This is a genomic window from Alcanivorax sp. NBRC 102024, from assembly GCF_001602235.1.
Taxonomy (GTDB): domain Bacteria; phylum Pseudomonadota; class Gammaproteobacteria; order Pseudomonadales; family Alcanivoracaceae; genus Alcanivorax.
Map to the genome: position 1 here is coordinate 522,216 of NZ_BDAS01000001.1, position 20,274 is coordinate 542,489.

Consider the following 20,274-nt stretch of genomic DNA (forward strand, 5'->3'; position numbering starts at 1 on the left):
GGATATGATGCTCCTGGGGAATTTGGGGCAGGGAGTGTGTTTTTTAACGTGATATTGACGCAGACACTGTCGCGTTTAATAAAAACTATCACCGTATTTGGCAAACTAAACTGGCCAAGGTGACCTCTAAGGGACTACAACAGAGTAATAAATACGCCGAACCCACCCATAAGGAAGGAGAGCGCTATGACAGAGAGTAAATGCCCGATTAAACACGCGGCAGGGGGTGGCACCACAAACCAGGACTGGTGGCCCAACCAGCTGCGTTTGGACCTCCTCAATCAGCATTCCTCCAAGTCCAATCCCATGGATGAGGACTTTGATTACGCCAAAGCATTCAACAGTCTGGATCTTGATGCAGTAAAGAAAGATCTGGATGCGCTCATGACAGATTCCCAAGACTGGTGGCCGGCGGACTTTGGTCACTATGGTGGTCTGTTTATCCGGATGGCCTGGCACAGTGCCGGTACCTACCGTATCGGTGATGGTCGCGGCGGCGGCGGTCGTGGCCAGCAACGGTTTGCCCCCCTGAACAGCTGGCCGGATAACGTGAACCTGGATAAGGCGCGCCGCTTGCTGTGGCCGATCAAGCAGAAATACGGTCGCAAGATTTCCTGGGCGGACTTGATGATTCTCGCCGGTAACGTGGCGCTGGAATCCATGGGCTTCAAGACGTTCGGTTTTGCCGGTGGCCGTGAAGACACCTGGGAGCCGGACCTGGATGTGTACTGGGGGGCGGAAAAAGGCTGGCTGGATGGCGACAAGCGTTATTCCGGCAAACGGGACCTGGAAAACCCCCTGGCCGCGGTACAGATGGGCCTGATCTACGTGAATCCGGAAGGCCCGGATGGCAACCCGGATCCGAAAGCGGCTGCCCATGATATCCGCGAAACCTTTTCCCGCATGGCCATGGACGACGAGGAAACCGTGGCCCTGATTGCCGGCGGGCACACCTTCGGCAAGGCCCATGGTGCCGGCGACCCGGACAAGATTGGTCCCGATCCGGAGGCTGCAGGCCTGGCGGAACAGGGCATGGGCTGGCACAACCCGGTGGGTACCGGCAAGGGCGACGACACCATGGGTGGCGGCCCGGAGGTGACCTGGAGCCAGACGCCGACCCAGTGGAGTAATTACTTTTTCGAAAACCTGTTTGGGTATGAATGGGAGCTGACCACCAGCCCGGCCGGTGCCAAGCAGTGGGTGGCCAAGGATGCGGATGAAGTCATTCCGTACGCCCAGGATAAAACCAAAAAGCACAAGCCGATGATGCTGACCACGGACCTGTCGCTGCGTTTTGATCCGGACTACGAAAAGATTTCCCGTCGCTTCTACGAGAACCCGGAGGCATTCGCCGAGGTATTCGCCCGTGCCTGGTTCAAGCTCACCCACCGTGACATGGGTCCCCGTGCCCGCTACCTGGGCCCGGAAGTGCCCAGCGAGGAGCTGATCTGGCAGGATCCGGTGCCGCCGGTGGATCATGAACTGGTCAACGATCAGGACGTTGCCGCACTCAAGGGCAAGATCCTGGAGAGTGGATTGTCCGTGTCCGAACTGGTGTCCACCGCCTGGGCCTCTGCCTCCACCTTCCGTGGCGGCGACAAGCGTGGCGGCGCCAACGGGGCGCGCATTCGGCTGGCCCCGCAGAAGGACTGGGAAGTGAACCAGCCGCAGCAACTGGCCAAGGTGCTGAAGACTCTGGAAGGCATCCAGAGTGACTTCAACAGCGGCAACAAGGCGATCTCGCTGGCAGACCTGATCGTACTGGCCGGGGGTGTGGGTATCGAGAAGGCGGCGAAAGAGGCCGGCCACGATGTGACCGTACCCTTCCATCCGGGACGGACCGATGCCACTGAGGAGCAGACCGATGTGGCCTCCTTCGAGCCCCTGGAGCCCGCAGCAGATGGTTTCCGCAACTACCAGAAAGGCAAGTTCAGCATCGGTGCGGAACACCTGCTGGTGGACCGGGCCCAGTTGCTCACGCTGACGGCACCGGAGATGACCGCACTGGTGGGTGGCCTGCGTGTACTGGGCGCCAATCACGACGGCAGCCAGCACGGTGTGTTCACCGACAAGCCGGGCACGCTGAGCAACGACTTCTTCGTCAACCTGCTCGACATGGACACGGAGTGGAAAGCCACCTCCAGCGATGAAGAGGCGTTCGAAGGCCGTGATCGCGACAGCGGCAAGGTGAAGTGGACCGGCACCCGGGTGGATTTGGTGTTCGGTTCCAACTCGGTGCTGCGTGCCCTTGCCGAGGTCTATGCCTGCGCCGATGGTCAGGAGAAGCTGGTCAACGACTTCGTGGCGGCCTGGACCAAGGTGATGGAGCTGGATCGCTTTGATCTGAAGCAGTAATCAATCCCTGTCCGTCGAACGCAACGGTGCGCTGGCAACAGTGCACCGTTTTTCGTTGGAGCCTTGTTCACAAGGCGAAGGGGCGAATGAATCCTGGCGCCTGCTGAAACCTTCGCTTTGCGAGCAAGGCGCCAGCGGCAAAAGTCAGGTCGGCGCCACCTCCAGCCCCGAGTAACCGTGCCGACTTTCAGGCCGCTACGTTACTGAAAGAGAGGGGTGGAAAACAGAGAATCTCCAACGGCAGAGGCATCCTACTGATGGTACTCTGCGTGGAGTCATTGCTGTCGTGAGCCGTTATGCCATCCCTGCGCTGGCTGGAAAAATATCGTCCGCACAAATTGCCGTTCCGGCGTCATGTTACCCGCGCCTCGGTGGCGCTCATCTACCGTGGCGCCAACGTTCGCGAAGGCGAGCTGTTCTTCATTCAGCGTGCCCGCCGTGAGGGTGACCCCTGGTCCGGCGATATGGCGTTTCCCGGTGGGCGCCTGGAGCGCAGCGATACGTCCAGTCGCCACACCGCCATGCGCGAAACCCTGGAAGAAACCGGGCTGGATCTGTTTCAGCAAGGCGAGTATCAGTCGCGGCTGTCGGATCTGCTGACACGGCACCACAGCCGCTGGAGCCCCATGGTGGTGACGCCCCATGTGTTTGCCTGGCGGGGAGACAACGTCATGTCACTCAATCACGAAGCACAACGAGGAATCTGGATTCCCCTGGCGTATTTGGGCAACCCGGCACACCGATCCACGCTGCAGATACGCACGCCACTGGGAAGAATGACATTCCCCTGTTGCCGTTATCAGGGCTACTGTATCTGGGGGCTGAGTTACAGCATGCTGCAGGAGTTTCTGCGCAAGCGCGGGGAAGGTAGGCAAGTGGCGTTGGCGGGAGGGTCGTGACGCGAATCAGCCCGTAAGGCAGATAAAAAAAGGGCGCGTCCCGAAGGAGGCGCCCTTTTTTGTTACCGGAACAATCGCTTACAGAGCGACGATGTTCTCAGCCTGAGGACCTTTCTGACCTTGAGTCATGGTGAACTCAACTTGCTGACCTTCGGCCAGGGTCTTGAAGCCGGAGCCCTGGATGGCGCTGAAATGTGCGAACACATCCGGACCACCTTCCTGCTCGATAAAACCAAAACCTTTAGCTTCGTTGAACCACTTAACGGTACCTTTCACTGTAGACATAATACTAATCCTGAAAATAATGATATTTCGCCGGTGAGGGCGTGTGTAGCTGAAAAATGGAAACTTGGACTTGTGGACTGCAGGACGAGTTATACGAATAAAACAGCGAAATGTAGTACTTGATTCAAGCGTAATTTTTTAGCTATTGGCTACGTTACAGGGCGCGCCGTTCCCTGTCCAGCTAAATATCACCGCCGCTGTCACCTCGCCAGAGGTGACAAAGACCGGGGCAAGGTGAGAATCCGCTATACTCCTGCTTTTTCATAGCGGAGCACTGTATGAGCGAGCACATGGAAGGCGGCAAACACCGGACGCCATTGAGCCAGCGGATCGCGCAGACCCTGTTGCGTCTTGCTGGCTGGCGGGCCGGGCCCTTCCCGGATATCCAGCGGGCAGTCATTGCCGGCGGTCCCCATACCTCAAACTGGGATGGGGTCCTGGCCCTGGTGAGCCGCTCGGCCTTGCAGCAAGACGTGAATGTGATGATCAAGCACAGCCTGTTCAAGGGCCCGCTGGGCTGGCTGCTGCACAGGCTTGGCGCCATGCCCATCGAGCGCGGCAAGGCCGGCGGCATGGTGGAGCAGACCGTGGCGCAATTCCGTCAGCGCGACAAACTGCTGATCGCCGTCACCCCGGAAGGCACCCGCAGCAATGCGGAGCAATGGAAGCTGGGCTTCTACCACATCGCCAAACAGGCCAACGTGCCGATCATTCTTGCGCTGGCGGACTACCAGGTGAAGACCTTCTCCTTCCCGGTGGTGATTTACCCCAGCGACGACATGGAAGCCGACCTGCAACAGATCTATGCCCACTTCGCCAACGCAACGCCGCGACATCCGGATAAACTGTCGGGGCCGGTCAAAGCTTATTGCGGGAAATAGCTGAGGCGTAGTCGAATCGTTTCGTAGGGTTCAAGGCATTATTGGGGGCGATTTCCGTGTGTGCTCTTCTTCATCATTGGTTGAGAGAAAATGATCAATACCAAAATATACAAGGCCGTTCATAGCTTGGCTGAAAAGCTGATGGAAGCTGCGAGAAAAGACGATCAAGCGGAGTTCGAGTCGCTTTACGGGCAGCTGAAAATCATTTGCACCGGTAACGACAATACCGACAAGGATCATCCCGAGCAGTGGGAAACGCTGGCTGACTTCACCGAAGATCTGGAGGCTGCGCTGGTGATCTACGAAAAAGCCCAGGCCAAAGCGCTGGCTATCAATGCCAAAGATCACCTCTCATCAATCGGCCTTTCCATGGCTAAACTGCAGGTAGATCTGGGGAAGAAAGAGGCTGCAATCAAGAGTCTTGAGAGTGCGCAAGTGAGTGCGAACAAGATTGAAGATAAGCAGCTTAAAGCGGAAATTGATGCGTTGCTTGAGAGTTTATTGGCTGGTCAGGAGGAGCAATAAGGGGCGCAACGAGATGTGCCTTCCAGTTTCTTGCTCATTGTACGAAGGTTATGGGATTTGGGAGGATTTTCCAGGTTTCCGCTAGTAAATGGTTAAAGGCTGACATTCTGGTCAGTCATTGCCCCTGAAAGTTGTGCGATGCAGTATGGTCGAACTACAAAAAACCAAGGGAAGGTAATGACTATGAAGAAGGTAATGGCTGTAATTGCTCTTGTTATGATGGTTTCTGGTGCCGCGCTGGCCCACTCCGGTGGTACAGATGCTAACGGGTGCCATGCAGGTAAAAAACCATATCACTGCCACTGATTTTTGGTGCGCGATAGCTTCCTGGCTATCGCGCGATACTCCTACTTCCTCCGCCGTGATTGTCTGGTTACTGCGAGCCCTGCCGTTCCCGCGGAGCCTTCCGCGGTCGCCATATCTGTACGCCGCCCGGCACCAGGTACTCTGAGACGGTTCTGAACCAGAGCAGCCCCTTGATATTGCCATTGAGTCGGATCTTTCCCTGGCGCATGCCGACAAAGAAAAGTCGTTGATTATCCAGCAGCTGTATCAGTGTGGTTGCCCCATAGTCGGCATCCTGAAAGCGCACGGCAATATCACAGCGCTCACGTAAACCGGAACCGCTGCGAACGCGATTGGGGCTGAAATGAAACCAGCGAGCGATACGCCCGTCATGGGTGCGCCACACCATCATGATGTTGCGTCGCTGCAAGTCCTTGCGAAATGCCGGGTCGCGCCATGCCAGCCAGCGCAGCCGCAGGGCGACACAGAACAGGATCAGGCGGAAGGCCAGGTGTTGTTTTCTTCTGGCCAGCCAGGCACGGGTGCGCAAGCGGATGCGGTGTGGTGGGGCTGGTGGCATTCTTGTTCTGATGTTTGTTGTGGTGAATGAACCTTAACAGTTGGAGTCGAGGAGGCATACGTGTTGGTCAGGAAAGCTGACCACCTTGCACAGAGACATGGCAGAATTGAGATGCATTGCATTTGCCGGGTGATGGGTCACTAAGGCGCGCACTGTCGTGCTTGGATCAAGGAAAAGGCAACGGAAGCTGGTCGTCCAGCTCGGGAACCCCGGGCCACCGTCTTTGAGCGGCGTAATGACGGTAAGGAATTGGTGTTCACCCCTTCTCTCGATTGAATAACAGCAGGATCGCCTGAGCCATGGAAAAAGACTGGAAACTGGATATCGTTTTTTCCGACAGTGTGGCCATATTTCGTGGGCATGTGGGTCCGAATAATCCGCACAGCCACTGGGCGTCGCAACTCACCATTGCCCTGGAAGGGGAGCTGGAATTTGAAGCCGGGAATTCCGGGCGGCGCCATGCCCGGGCTGTGTTCCTGTCGTCCAAGGTGAAGCACCGGTTATTTTCCGGTTATGTCTGTTCGATTTATTTTGATCCGTTAACCGTCTCTCCGCTCAAGGCTCTGGGCCAGGCGAGCGGCAAGGATTGGCGGGTGTTGACGGAGGGTGAGCTGCCCGCGCCGCTGCGCGAGCTGTCGGCGAGCAGCGATCTGCATGCCCTGCTGGTTTCGGATCTGCTGGTGGGTGCGGAGTCGGACGCGGCGCTGGATCCCCGTTTTCGGGATATCGTGGATGCCATCACCACGCAGCTGCGCGCCGGTGAGGACCCGGACCGTGATGCGCTCGCAAAAAAGGCGAACCTGTCTCCCAGCCGTTTCTCCCACTGGTTCGTGGAGCAGGCAGGCATTCCCCTGCGCAGCTACAAAAAATGGCTCAAGCTGAGAATGGCCATGGATGCGCTGCTGGACGGGATCAATCCCATGGATGCGGCCATGCAGGCGGGTTTCAGTGATTTGCCGCATATGAGTCGAGCCTTCGCCGAGTCCTTCGGCCTGACCTACATGGACGCCCTGCACGCCTGGCAACAGGCTCATCAATCGTAGCTGTTTCGTTCAATACGCCTCCTGCCTTCATCGCTAGTCTTGCCCCATACGGTGACCGCCATCCTTGTGGAGAAACGGGTCTTCGCCATTACGCATGAGAAGGGGCAGGAACGCGCATGAAAGTCACAGAACGATTTGTCGATATCGAGGGGCATCGGCTGGCATGTTTGGCCGTCAATGAACACCTGGCGCAGCCCGGTGAACCCGCGGTGGTGTTCATCCATGGGGTGTTGGCGTCGGTGAACTTCTGGCGGGCTGCCCTGCCGGCGGACTACCGCGACAACCGTCCCTGGTATGCCTTGAGCCTGCCTGCCCATTCGCCCTCCACTGTGCCGGCGGATTTTCATCCGGATCAGGTCGATGACGACTGGTTCTACCGGATTATGAACGGCGCCCTGGAACAGCTACTGCAGGGCCGTAAGGCCATCGTGGTGGGTCACTCCACCGGAGGCTTCGTGGCCCTGAATCTGGCCATTCAGCACTCGCCCTTGCTGGCCGGTTTGGTCAGCATCGCGGGTTTTCACCGTGGCCAGTGGGGCGGAGTGGAAGGCCTGCTGGTGAAACTGGCTGCGCAGGGCCAGTGGGGGCGACCGTTGTTTGCGGCCAATATCGCCATTGCCCGGCATAGCCGCTATGTGCAGAAGACCTTTGCGAGTTTGTTGGCCCGCGATCGCAACGCCTTCCTGCGCCACCCCATGAGCCAGGCCATGCTCGACAATATTCGCGCCGATACCCGGGCGCAGGATGCCCGGGCACTGTATTGCTTGTTCAATGGCATCGGCAGGTTGGAAATCGGCCATCGGCTCGATGCGATACGCGTGCCTTGCCATCTATTCGTGGGCACCCACGACCCGGTGGTGCCTGCGTCTCAGTCGGTACTACTGGCGGATCGTGTGCCCAGGGCTCGCACGGAGGTGTTCTGGAATGTGGGCCACATGCCGTTCATGGAAAGCACGGAGCAATTCGGTTGCGCCCTGGATCGGGCCATTGCCGCCATCACCCAACAATACAAGGCGACGGCCGCCGCTGCCTGAGCCGAGGAGAGAGAGAATGAACTACCCCGAATATCAGGCCGACTTGCAGCGCATTCACGAATCCGAAGTGTACGGACAGGCAGTGTTTGATACCGCCGCCCGACTCACCCGCAACCCGGAGCGCAGGGCAAAATGGCTGGCACTGAAGGCGCTGGAAGCGCACACCCTGCAACGCTATCTGGATTACATGGCGAGCACCGGCCAGACGGTGTTGGAGCCTAAAGGCTGGGCAGTGAAAGGCCGCGCGGAGGGGGCTGCTCTGGCCGTCATGCCCTGGCGTCTGGCCATGACCTTGGTGCGTAACGCCACGAGGCCCTTCCAGGAAAAGTTTCTGCGCCTGAAGACCCACGCGCAGAAGCAAGAGCAGGACTTCTTCGCCTATGTGTACGCCCATGAAAAAGCCATCGAAGCCTTTGCAAAAAAAGAGCTGGCCCGTGAGCCGGACAGCCTCAAGGGGGTGGAGAGCCTGTTGAGGGGCAAGTAGGCAAGGCCGGGGTTTATTGCTTTTCAAATCCCGTCATCGATATTTTGTCTTGCAGGGCGATGCTGATGTCGATGCATGGCGGGTGCCGTGGCAAAGGGATGCAGGGTCAGGGAATCGACCGCAATAAATCAGGCTGACAGGGAAAAGTGGCAATGACTACCCCAGGAAAATCCAGGTTCAGGCAGTCCGGGCGTTGCAGGACAGCCCTGCTGTTGATGGGGGTCATGGCCATCAGCGTCATGCTGGCGGCAGGGCTTTATTTTGCCGCGGTGCCGCAGCAGCCTTCCGCCTTTTATCAGCCGCCACAACCGTTGCCAAAGGCGCTCCCCGGGAGCGTGATCCGGCAGGCACCCTCCTATGCCAGCTTGCCGGAAGGGGCCAGGGCCTGGCGGGTCATGTATCTGTCCACGGATGAACAGGGCAAGCCACTGGCGGTGACCGGTACCGTGGTTGCCCCGGACAAGCCGAGCATCACGCCGCGACCGGTGGTGGCCTGGGCCCATGGCACCACCGGCATTCGCCCGGAGTGCGGTGTCAGCCATACCCGCGATCCGTATCAGCAGACCCCGGATGTGGCCGGCATGCTGGCGCAGGGGTGGGTGGTGGCGATTACCGACTATCCAGGTTTGGGCACGCCGGGCATCCATCCCTATATGGTGGGCAGAACCGCTGCCCACAGTGTGCTCGACATGGTGCGGGCCGCGCAGCAGATCCCGGAGAGTGGGGCGGGTTCGTCATTCGTGGTCTGGGGTGCGTCCCAGGGCGGCAACACCGCCTTCTGGGTGGGGCAGCTGGCCGCAGACTATGCCCCGGAACTCACACTGAAAGGTGTCGCCGCCTCGGCGCCGGCGCTCAACCTTCGCGAGATCGCTGCCTATAACCACGACAAACCCGCCGGCGGCATCTTCATGGGCATGGTGTTTGCCGCCTGGGATCAGGTGTATGCCGAAGCGAGCCTGCAGGCCATTCTCAAACCGGATGCCGCCGACGCCTTCCAGCGGATGATCCGCCCCTGCTTCACCGCCCCGGCCGGTTTCCTGCCGGCGCTGGCAGACCTGCGCACCCCGCAGGAGTACCTGGCCGTGGATATTCTTGCCACACCACCCTGGCCTGGGCTGTTCGACCACAACAGCCCCGACGGGCCGATTGCGGTGCCCATGGTCATTGCCCACGGCACCGCAGACACACTTATCCCCATCGCGCTAAGCGAGCAGGCAGTGAGCCGACGCTCCCGGCGGGGAGAGACTATCCAGATCATTCGACTGCCTGGCGTAGGCCATGATGCCCGGGATGAGAGTGCTGGTTATTTGATGACGTGGGTTCAAGAGCGTTTTGAGGGGCAGGGCCCAACGCGTTGAGCAACGCAGCTTGGCCGCAAAGCCATCATAGGTGCCAGCATCCGAAAACGGGTTCAGCTGCTGCTCTGCGCATTTTATTGGCCGCGCTGGCGAGCCTGGTGGCCCGCCAACCGTTACCCAGCTTCAGGGCTTCTCTTCGACAATGATCGCCATCACTGGCTGGGTTCCCGTATTGGTCACCTGGTGAGACCAGGCCTCGTGCCACATCACATGGCCATCCGGCACGGTGACATCCATGGCGTCGCCGCCGGGCAGGGTAATACGCAGGGAGCCACCTTTCTGAAAATAGACGGTTTCATCGCGGTGGTCATGCGGGCGGTCTGATTCGCCCGGTTCGAGCACTATTTCCAGTACCAGCACCTGGTCATTCTCCAGCAATACCCGGTACTGATCCGGGGAGGTTACGTGGGCGGCGTTGTGCTGTGTATGGCTGGCGGTGGTGCAACCGGTCACGTTCAGGACCATGCCAAGCAGCAAGGCCGGAGTCGCGTATCTTTTCAACATGGTTGCTCCCTCAGGCTGCCGGTAGGTGGGTGTCGAGATGTTGCTGGAAACGCACAAAATCGTTTTCTGCCTGGGCATTCTTCATCACGTCGAAGCAGGCAAAGGTATCCAGCGGTGTCATGCCGAAAAAACGGAAATTCATGTGCATTGGGAACAGCAGGTCGTCGACGCCCTTGCCCTGGAACAGGTATTCCTGTGGATCGTCGAAGGCTTCTTGCGGGGCATTGAAGGTCAGCGAGAGCATGTAGCGCTTGCCGTTCAGGGTGCCGCCGGCCCCGTAGTTGGCCTTGGGGGCGGCTTCGGTGCGCCCATCGCCGTTGCACAGCGCGCCGCCCATGCCGGCGGTGTACACCTCGTCCATGTATTTCTTGAACACCCACGGCACTCCCATCCAGTTCACCGGGCTCTGCAGCAGGATCACATCGGCCCACTGGTGGTGGGCCAGTTCCTGCTCAACGTCCCAGCCCTTGTCGACTTCCACAATGCGGGTCTGGTGGCCATTGGCCTGGAGCTGCTTGCTGGCCCGTTGCACCAGTGACGCGTTGAGTTTGCCCTCGGCAAACGGGTAGGGGTGGTGGGCATTAATAATCAGGATGTTGCTCATTAGGGTCTCCATGAAACAGGTGAAGGTGACAGCGGGTTGCTGGTTACCAATCTATTTCAGGTATACTATTTATACCTGCTGGCGTGGATCAATTAGTATCCTTTTGGAAACCTGGTGCTTAGGGCGGTGAAAAAATGAAAAGTCGCATCGAAACAGATGGTTATGGCAGGAAAAAAGTCATCGATGCCTGCATGGAACCCTGCGCCATCGAGCGGGGCATGCGCATTATCGGCGGCAAGTGGACCGGCTCGCTGATCTATCACCTCAAGGATGGCCCGGTACGCTTCAATGATCTGAATCGCCTGCTCGGCGGCGCCACCAAGAAGATGATCGACCAGCGGCTCAAGGAGCTGGAGGCCCGCGGGATGGTGCTGAGAACGGTGATCAACGACAGGCCTATTGCCGTGACCTATGAGCTCACCGAGCTGGGGCGCAGTGCGCTGGATATTCTGGAAGATCTGCGGTTGTGGTCGGAGAAGTATGATATTCGGTAGGGGGAGCGTACTCCCCCCTTCTATCACTGTCGCTCAAAATGCGGCATGTCACGTGCCGCCCGATAAAGCGGCACGGCAATTTGCGAGAACAGCGCCAGCCCCCAGAGCAGGTTGCCGATTATCGAGGGCACGAAAGGATGCACGGCCAGCACGACCAGGGCCATGACAATACCGAATAGTCGCAGAGCCGGGCTGTGACCGCGGCAGGCATGGCTGTCCTCCGCCACGAGCCGCTGCAGTATCCATAGCGCGGCGAGAAAGACGGCGAGACCCACCGAGCCGAGGGCACCGTAACCCGTCGGGTAGGGCTCCAATAGGCCGACATAGACTTCGCCGGCCAGCGCCACGCCAATCGTCACCGCGCTCCACAGGATGGTAATGTGCGCTAGCCAGTATCCCACCAGGACACCCATGTCGCGGCTTTTCGGTTTGGCGTTGCCGGCGCTGTCGAAATAGACCCAGGCCAGCGCGAAGAGCGACAGGCCGCCCATGGCCACATTGAAGAAGGTGCCGGCGCCGATTTTGTAGACCCCTTTGTCGGCCAGAGTCAGCACCAACTTGAAGAAGCCTTCCCCCAGCAGGATCAACATCAGCAGGCCGAAGCGCTCAGAGATATGCCCGAGGCGCGGGACGAATCGGGCGAACCGCAGTGTCCCGATACGCGGCAGCATGTACTGCAGCTGGATCAGCACAACGCTGGCCCCGAACACCCAGTAGGCCAGCGGTTTGGGCAAAAACGCGGACAGCGCGAACAGCCCGGCCAGCACAAAGAAATTCCGTCCCTGCTCGTGTGCCAGCGTATCGGTGGCGTCGCCAACACAGCGCGCCCGCCAGTACAGATAGGCAGTGATCGCCCGGTTCAGGGCGTAGCCCAGCGCAAAATAAGTCCACCCCTTGCCGGACACATCAGGAATGGCCGCGGCGATGAACATCATGGTGACGATCTGCAGCGCCATGGCGGCGCGATGGGGCATGTCCGTGGAGATATAGAGGGAGTTGTAGACGGAGCTGTCCGCCCAGGCATAGAAAATCGCCAGGAACAGCCCGGTAAATACCCAGAAGCCCTGCCAATCCATATGGTGGGAGAGGTAGTTCCCCAGAATGAAGATCGTCACCACATGGATCAGGTCGAAAAACAGCTCGACCCAATGCACATGATCGTGGGCGTCATCGGCATCCATGTAATGGCGGGGCCGCCGCCAGAGAGGATCGTTCGCTGCCATGGGCGACTCCTTGTGGGCGTTGGGTTCTCTTGGTGGCAGAGTATAGGTTGGTCAGCCTTATTGATCTAACCGGTGACGCTGCGCGGCCAGTGCCGTGCTCCTTAGCCTCCGGGTAAGTATCAGGCAATTTTTTACAGCTTATATATATGTGCGTGTCCCCTTTTTCTCTTATTCTTAGATCGCAGGAGTCGAAAATGGCAAGCCCGTTGAGATTGGAATTTGCGGGGGCGCTTTATCATGTCACGGCAAGAGGGAACCGCCGGGGGATGATCTATGAGGATGATAGTGACAGGCTTGCCTTCCTGGAAAGGCTCTCCGCCGTCTGTACTGAGGAAAACAGTTATGTCACGCTTATTGCTTGCTGGGTAACTACTACCAGCTTTTCCTGGAGACGCCCGAGAGTGGCACTTTTCGTGACCGTTCGCATAATTTCTTCTTCGCCTTACTTTCTTTAAGTTTTCCTGTAAGAGATATCCTCTGCAAGTTTAAGACATTTCCGACTTTATGCCGTAAGGGGAATCCGTCAGATTCACGTCCACCGTTAATGGATGATAAGGGTGAGAGAGGAATGGATCGCAGGGTATTTGGGGTACTGATGGGGGCTTTGGCTATTGCGGCATGTGGAGGTGGATCGGGGTCTGGCGATGCCCACCAGGCTCCGGTCAATGAAGAGGGAAAGGTTGAGTCAGATGAAACCGTGCTTGATGGGGTGTGGGTCAAAGGGTGTGGGCCAGTAGAAGGGGCAGAAGACGACCCCTTGTACGATGTCGTGACATTAACATTTCAAGGATATGAACTTCATTCTGACATCAAGAATTTTATGGACGCCAGCTGCATAACTCCACTGGAGGGTGCTCCCAACCCCACTGCAAGTGGTGATCTATTTATTGGAGATGAGGTTGTGGCGGAGAGTGGCCTGCTCGCGCACCAACTTAATACACATATCACTGAGTACAATGGTGCTGATTTTGATCTTTACGATTACACAATCTTCCGCATTGAAATCAACAAGCTATACCTGGGCAAGGATACAGAAAATAATGACGGAGAGTCTTCCGAGACTCGCAATAAATCGTTGGACTTCGAACGAATTTATTACAAGCAATAACGGCTGAGGGAAGAAAGCATTTTAAGATAATTTTTCCCTTTTCAGTTTCTGCCGAAAGCGAATTGGTTGGGCGCTCAATGCGCCTCATCCCAATTCTCCCCAATCCCCGCATCCACAATCAGCGGCACCTTCAACGCCGCCGCTGACTCCATGCGAACTTTCACTTCCTTGACCAGATCCTCCACCTGATCTTCCGCCACTTCAAACACCAGTTCATCGTGCACCTGCATGATCATCTTGGCGTCAAAGTGGGTGGTGTCGAGCCAGTCGTGGACCTTGATCATGGCCATCTTGATGATGTCCGCGGCGGTGCCCTGCATGGGAGCGTTGATGGCGGTGCGTTCGGCGGCCTGGCGGCGTTGGCCGTTGCTGCTGCGGATTTCCGGCAGGTAGAGGCGGCGGCCGAACAGGGTTTCCACGTAGCCTTGTTCCGATGCCTGGGCGCGGGTTTCTTCCATGTAGCGTTTTACGCCCGGGTAGCGTTCGAAGTACAGGTCGATGTAGTCCTGGGCTTCCTTGCGTGGCAGGCCGAGCTGTTTGGCCAGGCCAAAGGCGCTCATGCCGTAGATCAGGCCGAAGTTGATGGCCTTGGCGTTGCGGCGGTCGTTGTCGCTGACCTCGTCCAGGTTTTTGCCCCACACTTCCGCGGCGGTGGCGCGGTGAATATCCAGGCCTTTTTCGAAGGCATCGGTGAGGCCCTTGTCGCCGCTTAGGTGCGCCATGATGCGCAGTTCGATCTGGGAATAGTCACAGGCGACGATCTTTCTGCCTTTGGGGGCCAGGAAGGCCTGGCGGATCTTGCGGCCTTCTTCAGAGCGCACCGGGATGTTCTGCAGGTTGGGATCACTGGAGGACAGGCGCCCGGTGGCGGCCACGGCCTGGTGGTAGGAGGTGTGCACGCGGCCGGTGCGCTGATTGATCAGCTCCGGCAGCTTGTCGGTGTAGGTGTTTTTCAGTTTGGCCACGCCACGGTAATCCATGATCACCTGGGGCAGGGGGTATTCCAGGGCCAGTTCCTGCAGTACCGGTTCCGCCGTTGAGGGCGCGCCCTTGGGGGTCTTCTTGATGACCGGGATTTCCAGTTTCTCGTAGAGGATCTCGCCCAGCTGTTTGGGGCTGGCCAGGTTGAATTCCTGCCCGGCGATCTCGAAGGCTTTTTCCTGTAGTTCCGACATGCGCTTGGCCAGGAACTGGCTCTGGTGCTTGAGCAGGGTGGCGTCCACGTAGGTGCCGTTGCGTTCGATGCGGCTGAGTACGGTGACCAGGGGCAGTTCGATGTCGCGGAATACTTCGGGCAGGCGGCCTTCGTTTTCCAGCTTGGGCCACAGGGTCTGGTGCAGGCGCAGGGTCACGTCGGCATCTTCGGCGGCATAGCGGCTGGCTTCGTGCAGGCCCACCTGGTTGAAGGTGAGCTGCTTGGCGCCCTTGCCGGCGATCTCTTCGAAGCTGATGGTCTTGCGGCCCAGGTACTTGAGCGCCAGGGAATCCATGTCGTGGCGGGTGGCCACGGAATCGAGCACGTAGGATTCCAGCATGGTGTCGTAGGCCACGCCGCGCAGGGTGATGCCCACATCTTCGGCCAGCACGCTCATGTCGTACTTCAGGTTCTGGCCGATTTTCTTGATCGTGTCGTCTTCCAGCAGCGGTTTGAAGGCATCCATGACGAGCTGCTTGTCGAGCTGGTCCGGGGCGCCGGGGTAGTTGTGGCCGAAGGGGATGTAGGCGGCCTTGTCGTCCACGGCCACGCAGAAGCCCACCAGTTCCGCGTTCATGTAGTTGAGGCTGGTGGTTTCGGTGTCGAAGGAAAACTCGCCGGCGCTTTTCAGTTTGTCGATCCACTTGTCCAGCTGTGCCTGGGTGTAGACGATGTCATAGGCGTCGCGGCCGAAGGTGGGAGCCGGCGGCGCATCGTCATCCGCGTCCATTTCCACGTCTTTGCCCGCGTCTTCGGCCACCGGGTCCTTGCCGCCCAGCAGCTCCTTGAGCCAGCCCTTGAATTCCAGGGTGCGGTAATACTCGGCCAGTTTCTCCGCGTCCGGGGTTTGCAGTTTCAGGTCGTCCAGGTCTTCGCTGAGTTCGCAGTCCAGCTTGATGGTGGCGAGCTTGTAGGAGAGGAAGGCCTGTTCCTTGTGTTCTTCCAGTTTCTTGCCCAGGGTCTTGGCGCCCCGGAAGCTGAGTTCGGCCACTTTGTCGAGATTCTGGTAGATGTTTTCCAGGGAGCCCAGGCCCTGGATCAGGCCCAGGGCGGTCTTCTCGCCCACGCCGGGGACGCCGGGGATGTTGTCCACCTTGTCGCCCATGAGGGCGAGGAAATCGATGATCAGTTCCGGGCCCACACCGAACTTCTTCACCACGCCGTCGATGTCGTAGAGGGCGTCGTTCATGGTGTTGATCAGGGTGACCTGGTCGGTGACCAGCTGGGCCATGTCCTTGTCGCCGGTGGAGATCAGCACCGGTTTGCCCTGTTCGCCGAAGATGCGCGCAAAGGTGCCGATCACGTCGTCCGCTTCCACCCCTTCTTCGATGATCAGCGGCAGACCCATGGCGCGAATCAGGTCGTGCAGGGGCTGCACCTGTTCGCGCAGGTCGTCGGGCATGGGCGGGCGGTTGGATTTGTATTCCTCGAACAGTTCGTCGCGGAAGGTCTTGCCCTTGGCGTCGAAAATCACCGCCATGTATTCCGGGTCGTAGTCCTTCATCAGTTTGCGCAGCATGGCGGCGACCCCGCGCACCGCCCCGGTGGGTTGGCCGCTGGAGGTGGTGAGCGGCGGCAGGGCGTGAAAGGCGCGGTACAGGTAGGAGGAGCCATCGACGAGGATGATGGGTTTTTCGGCTGCGGACATGGTGCTCGGCTTCTGCTTATGAGTGAGTGGGGAGAGTGTAGCGGAAATGGGCGGGTTCGGCAGGCGGGGCGGGGGATTGTAGGAGCGTCGCTGGCGGCGCGAACCGGAACGAAGTGGAGGTAACGCCCGCCAGGGGGCATAAACCCAGCGTATGGGATCGCGCCGCTAGCGACGCTCCTACGGATAGGGGGGGGGGAGGTGCGTCAGGGGGTCTTGTCGTCGTCCGGGTTGTGGAGGATGTGGGTGTCAGGGTCGTAGCGGTCTTTCAGGTCGTCCTTGAGCATCTTGTCCCACAGGGGCACGCCCACGAAGTAGCCGGCGCGGCCGATGGCGTGGGCGGCCACCGGGGCGGTGAGCAGGATGAACAGGATGATGGCCAGGGTGCGAGCGGTGACGCCGGCATCCAGGAAGTGGGTGGCCACGGCCAGCATCACCAGCCCGGCGCCCAGGGTGCCGGCCTTGGTGGTGGCGTGCAGGCGCATCAGCAAGTCGGGCATGCGCAGCACGCCGATGCCGGCCAGAAACATGAAGAAGGTGCCGGCGACCATCATCACCGATACCAGCAGGTCATTGATCACCTCGGTGGCCTCCTTTTTCCAGGTAACGGGCAAAGCCCACGGCGGTGAGGAAGGCGGTGAGCGCCAGCACCATGGCCACATCCAGGAAGGCGGGCCGGTCGTTGTTGAGGGCATAGATGCCAATAAAGGCCACGGTGAGCGAGGCCATCAGCTCCAGGGCCACGACCCGGTCGGGCAGGGTGGGGCCGCGCACCAGCCGCACCAGGGCTCCCAGCAGCGCCAGGCTGAGCAGCAGATAGCTGAGAAATATTGCGCTTTGCAGCATGCCTGTCTCCGTTGTTAATCGCCTGTGTTTCTATCGTAGGAGCTATGCTTGCATGGCGAACGCCCTGCCATCGGCAAGTCAATTCGCCATGCAAGCATGGCTCCTACGGGGGCGGTGTTGCCTGCCGCCCGTCCTATTCCAGTACCGCCAACACCCGGTCTTCCAGTTTGTGGATCTGTTCGCGCAGGTCGTCTTCATTGTCCAGGTACATGACGTGCAGGTAGAGCACGCTGCGGTCGCTGGACACGTCCAGGCTCAGGGTGCCCGGGGTCAGGGAAATCATGTTGGCCAGGATGGTGATGGCACCATCGGTCTTGGCCCGCAGGGGCACCGCCACCACCGCCGGGCGCATGTAGTGGGTGGGGGTGAGCACGTCGTAGGCCACCCGCAGGTTGGAGACCAGCAGGTCGCGCAGAAAGTGGGTCAGCAACATCAGGACCCGGGGCATTTTCTCGCGGTAGCGGGCGAAGTCGGGCACATCGCGCAGGGCGAAGCCGAGAATCAGGTAGCCCAGACCAAACCCTACCAGCAGGTTGGCGCCGCTGAAGTTGCCGGTGATGGCGGCCCAGACCAGGGCCAGAATCAGGTTCCAGCTCAACGGGCTCATGGTGCGCCTCCCAGCACGGCGGTGATGTAGCGGGTCGGGTCCAGTAGCTGTTCGGCGGTGGCCATGGCCAGTACCAGTACGGGCTGTGCCGCCACCCCGATGGCCACGGTGATCAGTGCCAGGCCGGCCACGGTGGCATAGAGCAGGGTGTTGCTGCCGCTGGCAGGGGCGGCGGCCGGTTCCGGGGCCGCCTTCCAGAATACCTCGGCCCAGATCTTGGTCATGGAGTAGAGCGTCAGCAGACCCACCACCAGGGCGGCGGCGACCAGGGCCCAGGCGCCGGCTTCAACGCCTCCGCGAATGACGATGAACTTGCCGAAGAAGCCGGACAGCGGCGGCATCCCTGCCAGGGACAGGGCCGGGATCAGGAACAGCAGCGCCAGCCAGGGTTTGTCCCGGTACAGGCCGCCCAGCTGCTTGAGCTCGTAGCTGCCGCGCAGGCGGTAGACCAGGCCGCTGACAAAGAACAGGTTCGCCTTCACGATGATGTGGTGAATGATGTAGAAGATGCCGCCGGCCAGGGCCAGCACGCTCACCGAGGCCAGCGCCAGGCCCATCATCATGTAGCCGATCTGGCTGACGATATGGAACGACAGGATACGACGGAATTCGAACTGGGCGGCGGCGCCCAGTACCCCGGTGACCATGGTCAGCCCGGCGCCCCACAGCAGCACCTGATGGATCAGCGGGTCATCCATGCCGAAGATCAGGGTGAAGACCCGGAACAGGGCATACACGCCCACCTTGGTCAGCAAGCCGGCGAACAAGGCGGACACCGCCACTTGGGGGGTGTGGTAGGAGGCGGGCAGCCAGAAGAAGAAGGGGAACGCCGCGGCCTTGATGCCGAAGGCCACCATGAACAGCATGGCGATCACCGTGGTCATGCCGGTATCCACTTCGCCCAGCTTCACGGCAATGTCGGCCATGTTGAGCGTGCCCACCAAACCATAGAGCAGCCCTATGGCGGACAGGAACAGGGCGGAGGACACCAGATTGAGGGTCACGTACTTGACGGCCCCTTCCATCTGCGCGCGCTCGCCGCCCAGGATGAGCAGGGAGAAGGACGCCACCAGCATCACCTCGAACCACACGTACAGGTTGAAGATGTCGCCGGTGAGGAAGGCGCCGTTGACCCCGGCCAGCAGCAGGTGCATCAGCGGGAAATAACCGGCCTTGCGATGGGCGATGCTGATGGTGCCCAGGGAGTAAAACGCGGTGGCGGCACCGGTGACGGCACTGAGCAACACCATGATGGCGGCCAGCAGGTCACTGACCAGCACGATGCCGAAGGGGGCGGGCCAGCTGCCCAGCTCGGACACGATATGGCCCTGCTCCCAGGTGGCCAGTAACAGCGCCACGGCACTGATCACCAGGGCGATGCTGCCGGTGACCGCCAGGGCGCCCTGCACGCGCTGGGAGTGGCGCCCCAGCAGGGACAGGGCCCCGGCTGCCAGGGGAATCAGAATGGGCAGGATAACCAGGAGATTCATGTGTCGGTATCCCGCATCTGGTTCATGTCGTCCGCTTCCACCACCTCATAGGCCCGGCGGATCAGCACCACCGCGAAGGCCAGCACCCCGAAGCCGATGACGATGGCGGTGAGAATCAGTGCCTGGGCCAGCGGATCGGCGACCAGGCCGGCGGGTACCTGGGCGTCATCCGGCACCAGCGGCGGGGCATCCCGGTGCAGGCCGGCGGCGGTAAAGATCAGCAGGTTGGCGGCGTTGGACAGCAGCACCAGGCCGATCACCAGTTTGACGATGGAGCGGCGCAGCATCATGTAAATGGCGGCGGCGTAGAGCACGCCCACCACCAGGGCCATCAGGCTGGTCATGTGTCCTGCTCCGCCAGGTTGATGATGATGGTGCTGGCGGTGCCCAGCACCACCAGAAACACCCCCAGATCGAACAGCAAGGGCGAACCCAGCTTCAGTTCACCGAACACCGGCAGGCTGACGGTGAGCCAGTGGGCAGTGAGAAACGGCTGGCCGCTGAACAGGCCGATGACCCCGGCGGCCAGCGCCAGGATCAACCCCCAGGCGATCAGGTCGCGGGGATCGACCCGCAGGACCCGGCGGGCGCCGGCTTCGCTCATGGCAAACAGGTGCACGGCGATGGCCGCAGAGGCCACCAGTCCGGCGATAAAGCCCCCGCCCGGGGCGTTGTGGCCGCGCAGCAACAGGAACAGGGCAAACAGCAGCAGCAGCGGCAGCAGAAAGAACCCGGTGGTGCGCAGGATCAGCGACTGGGTGCGCAGGGCGTTGCGGTCCGGTGGTGGGATGCGGCGTCTAGACTGCATAGGACCCCCAGAAGACAAGCT

Annotated in this window: 23 protein-coding genes; 11 read left to right on the forward strand and 12 right to left on the reverse strand. The window is 59.9% G+C overall.

Annotated elements, in window-relative coordinates:
* Positions 1 to 186: 186 nt before the first annotated feature.
* Together katG and A0251_RS02485 are read left to right on the forward strand one after the other, a co-directional pair.
* Positions 187 to 2,355: a catalase/peroxidase HPI gene (gene katG, locus A0251_RS02480; protein ID WP_062815236.1), complete on the forward strand. Its 2,169-nt coding sequence runs from the start codon at positions 187 to 189 to the stop codon at positions 2,353 to 2,355.
* Positions 2,356 to 2,651: 296 nt separating this feature from the next.
* A complete protein-coding gene (locus A0251_RS02485) occupies positions 2,652 to 3,254 on the forward strand; it encodes a CoA pyrophosphatase (RefSeq protein WP_062815237.1) in 603 nt (200 codons plus the stop codon).
* A 78-nt stretch (positions 3,255 to 3,332) separates the two neighbouring features.
* Here the strand turns inward: A0251_RS02485 and A0251_RS02490 are convergent, their stop codons facing one another.
* Positions 3,333 to 3,539 carry a cold-shock protein gene (locus tag A0251_RS02490; protein ID WP_062815238.1) on the reverse strand — a complete coding sequence of 69 codons (207 nt, stop codon included), beginning with the start codon at positions 3,537 to 3,539 and terminating at the stop codon, positions 3,333 to 3,335.
* A 278-nt stretch (positions 3,540 to 3,817) separates the two neighbouring features.
* On the opposite strand from A0251_RS02490, the gene A0251_RS02495 reads away from it, so the two are divergent.
* The 3 genes from A0251_RS02495 to A0251_RS17335 all read left to right on the forward strand — a co-directional run bounded on the left by A0251_RS02495 (position 3,818) and on the right by A0251_RS17335 (position 5,251).
* Positions 3,818 to 4,420, forward strand: a complete 603-nt coding sequence (locus A0251_RS02495) for a lysophospholipid acyltransferase family protein (RefSeq protein ID WP_062815239.1) — start codon at positions 3,818 to 3,820, stop codon at positions 4,418 to 4,420.
* 90 nt (positions 4,421 to 4,510) lie between these two features.
* Positions 4,511 to 4,945, forward strand: a complete 435-nt coding sequence (locus tag A0251_RS02500; RefSeq protein WP_062815240.1) for a hypothetical protein — start codon at positions 4,511 to 4,513, stop codon at positions 4,943 to 4,945.
* 219 nt (positions 4,946 to 5,164) lie between these two features.
* Positions 5,165 to 5,251, forward strand: a complete 87-nt coding sequence (locus tag A0251_RS17335) for a YHYH domain-containing protein (protein WP_231483447.1) — start codon at positions 5,165 to 5,167, stop codon at positions 5,249 to 5,251.
* Between the two features lie 67 nt (positions 5,252 to 5,318).
* Here A0251_RS17335 and A0251_RS02505 read toward each other — a convergent pair whose 3' ends face one another.
* Entirely contained in the window at positions 5,319 to 5,810 is a 492-nt protein-coding gene (locus tag A0251_RS02505) for a hypothetical protein (RefSeq protein ID WP_156478218.1), read from the reverse strand.
* A gap of 299 nt (positions 5,811 to 6,109) precedes the next feature.
* Here A0251_RS02505 and A0251_RS02510 point away from each other — a divergent pair, with 299 nt between their 5' ends.
* The 4 genes from A0251_RS02510 (at position 6,110) to A0251_RS02525 (ending at position 9,729) form a co-directional block, all read left to right on the forward strand.
* A complete protein-coding gene (locus A0251_RS02510) occupies positions 6,110 to 6,853 on the forward strand; it encodes an AraC family transcriptional regulator (RefSeq protein WP_062815242.1) in 744 nt (247 codons plus the stop codon).
* A gap of 116 nt (positions 6,854 to 6,969) precedes the next feature.
* Positions 6,970 to 7,887, forward strand: a complete 918-nt coding sequence (locus A0251_RS02515; protein WP_062815243.1) for an alpha/beta fold hydrolase — start codon at positions 6,970 to 6,972, stop codon at positions 7,885 to 7,887.
* 16 nt (positions 7,888 to 7,903) lie between these two features.
* Entirely contained in the window at positions 7,904 to 8,371 is a 468-nt protein-coding gene (locus A0251_RS02520) for a hypothetical protein (protein WP_062815244.1), read from the forward strand.
* A gap of 152 nt (positions 8,372 to 8,523) precedes the next feature.
* Positions 8,524 to 9,729, forward strand: a complete 1,206-nt coding sequence (locus A0251_RS02525; RefSeq protein ID WP_082810731.1) for a lipase family protein — start codon at positions 8,524 to 8,526, stop codon at positions 9,727 to 9,729.
* 123 nt (positions 9,730 to 9,852) lie between these two features.
* Here A0251_RS02525 and A0251_RS02530 read toward each other — a convergent pair whose 3' ends face one another.
* Together A0251_RS02530 and A0251_RS02535 are read right to left on the reverse strand one after the other, a co-directional pair.
* Complete coding sequence (locus A0251_RS02530; protein WP_062815246.1) at positions 9,853 to 10,233, reverse strand: hypothetical protein; 381 nt, start codon at positions 10,231 to 10,233, stop codon at positions 9,853 to 9,855.
* Between the two features lie 10 nt (positions 10,234 to 10,243).
* Positions 10,244 to 10,837: an NAD(P)H-dependent oxidoreductase gene (locus A0251_RS02535; protein ID WP_082810732.1), complete on the reverse strand. Its 594-nt coding sequence runs from the start codon at positions 10,835 to 10,837 to the stop codon at positions 10,244 to 10,246.
* Between the two features lie 134 nt (positions 10,838 to 10,971).
* Here A0251_RS02535 and A0251_RS02540 point away from each other — a divergent pair, with 134 nt between their 5' ends.
* Positions 10,972 to 11,331 (forward strand): helix-turn-helix domain-containing protein, encoded by a 360-nt coding sequence (locus tag A0251_RS02540; protein WP_062815248.1) that lies wholly within the window; start codon positions 10,972 to 10,974, stop codon positions 11,329 to 11,331.
* A 23-nt stretch (positions 11,332 to 11,354) separates the two neighbouring features.
* Here the strand turns inward: A0251_RS02540 and A0251_RS02545 are convergent, their stop codons facing one another.
* Entirely contained in the window at positions 11,355 to 12,554 is a 1,200-nt protein-coding gene (locus tag A0251_RS02545; protein ID WP_062815249.1) for a low temperature requirement protein A, read from the reverse strand.
* A 568-nt stretch (positions 12,555 to 13,122) separates the two neighbouring features.
* Here A0251_RS02545 and A0251_RS02555 point away from each other — a divergent pair.
* Positions 13,123 to 13,662 (forward strand): hypothetical protein, encoded by a 540-nt coding sequence (locus A0251_RS02555; RefSeq protein ID WP_063527101.1) that lies wholly within the window; start codon positions 13,123 to 13,125, stop codon positions 13,660 to 13,662.
* A 74-nt stretch (positions 13,663 to 13,736) separates the two neighbouring features.
* Here A0251_RS02555 and polA read toward each other — a convergent pair whose 3' ends face one another.
* From polA to A0251_RS02590, 7 genes are all read right to left on the reverse strand, one after another.
* Complete coding sequence (polA, locus tag A0251_RS02560) at positions 13,737 to 16,505, reverse strand: DNA polymerase I (RefSeq protein WP_062815252.1); 2,769 nt, start codon at positions 16,503 to 16,505, stop codon at positions 13,737 to 13,739.
* Between the two features lie 203 nt (positions 16,506 to 16,708).
* Positions 16,709 to 17,083: a monovalent cation/H(+) antiporter subunit G gene (mnhG, locus tag A0251_RS02565; protein ID WP_307188429.1), complete on the reverse strand. Its 375-nt coding sequence runs from the start codon at positions 17,081 to 17,083 to the stop codon at positions 16,709 to 16,711.
* On the reverse strand, positions 17,073 to 17,348 hold the full coding sequence (locus A0251_RS02570) for a cation:proton antiporter (protein WP_062815253.1): 276 nt from the start codon (positions 17,346 to 17,348) through the stop codon (positions 17,073 to 17,075). The genes mnhG and A0251_RS02570 overlap by 11 nt, the downstream gene beginning before the upstream one ends.
* 133 nt (positions 17,349 to 17,481) lie before the next feature.
* Positions 17,482 to 17,955, reverse strand: coding sequence for a Na+/H+ antiporter subunit E (locus A0251_RS02575; RefSeq protein WP_062815254.1), 474 nt, complete (start codon positions 17,953 to 17,955; stop codon positions 17,482 to 17,484).
* Positions 17,952 to 19,445: a Na+/H+ antiporter subunit D gene (locus tag A0251_RS02580; RefSeq protein WP_062815255.1), complete on the reverse strand. Its 1,494-nt coding sequence runs from the start codon at positions 19,443 to 19,445 to the stop codon at positions 17,952 to 17,954. Before A0251_RS02580 ends, A0251_RS02575 begins: the two co-directional genes overlap by 4 nt.
* Positions 19,442 to 19,789 (reverse strand): Na+/H+ antiporter subunit C, encoded by a 348-nt coding sequence (locus tag A0251_RS02585; protein ID WP_062815256.1) that lies wholly within the window; start codon positions 19,787 to 19,789, stop codon positions 19,442 to 19,444. Before A0251_RS02585 ends, A0251_RS02580 begins: the two co-directional genes overlap by 4 nt.
* Positions 19,786 to 20,253, reverse strand: a complete 468-nt coding sequence (locus tag A0251_RS02590; protein WP_062815257.1) for a Na+/H+ antiporter subunit B — start codon at positions 20,251 to 20,253, stop codon at positions 19,786 to 19,788. The genes A0251_RS02585 and A0251_RS02590 overlap by 4 nt, the downstream gene beginning before the upstream one ends.
* Positions 20,254 to 20,274: the final 21 nt, after the last annotated feature.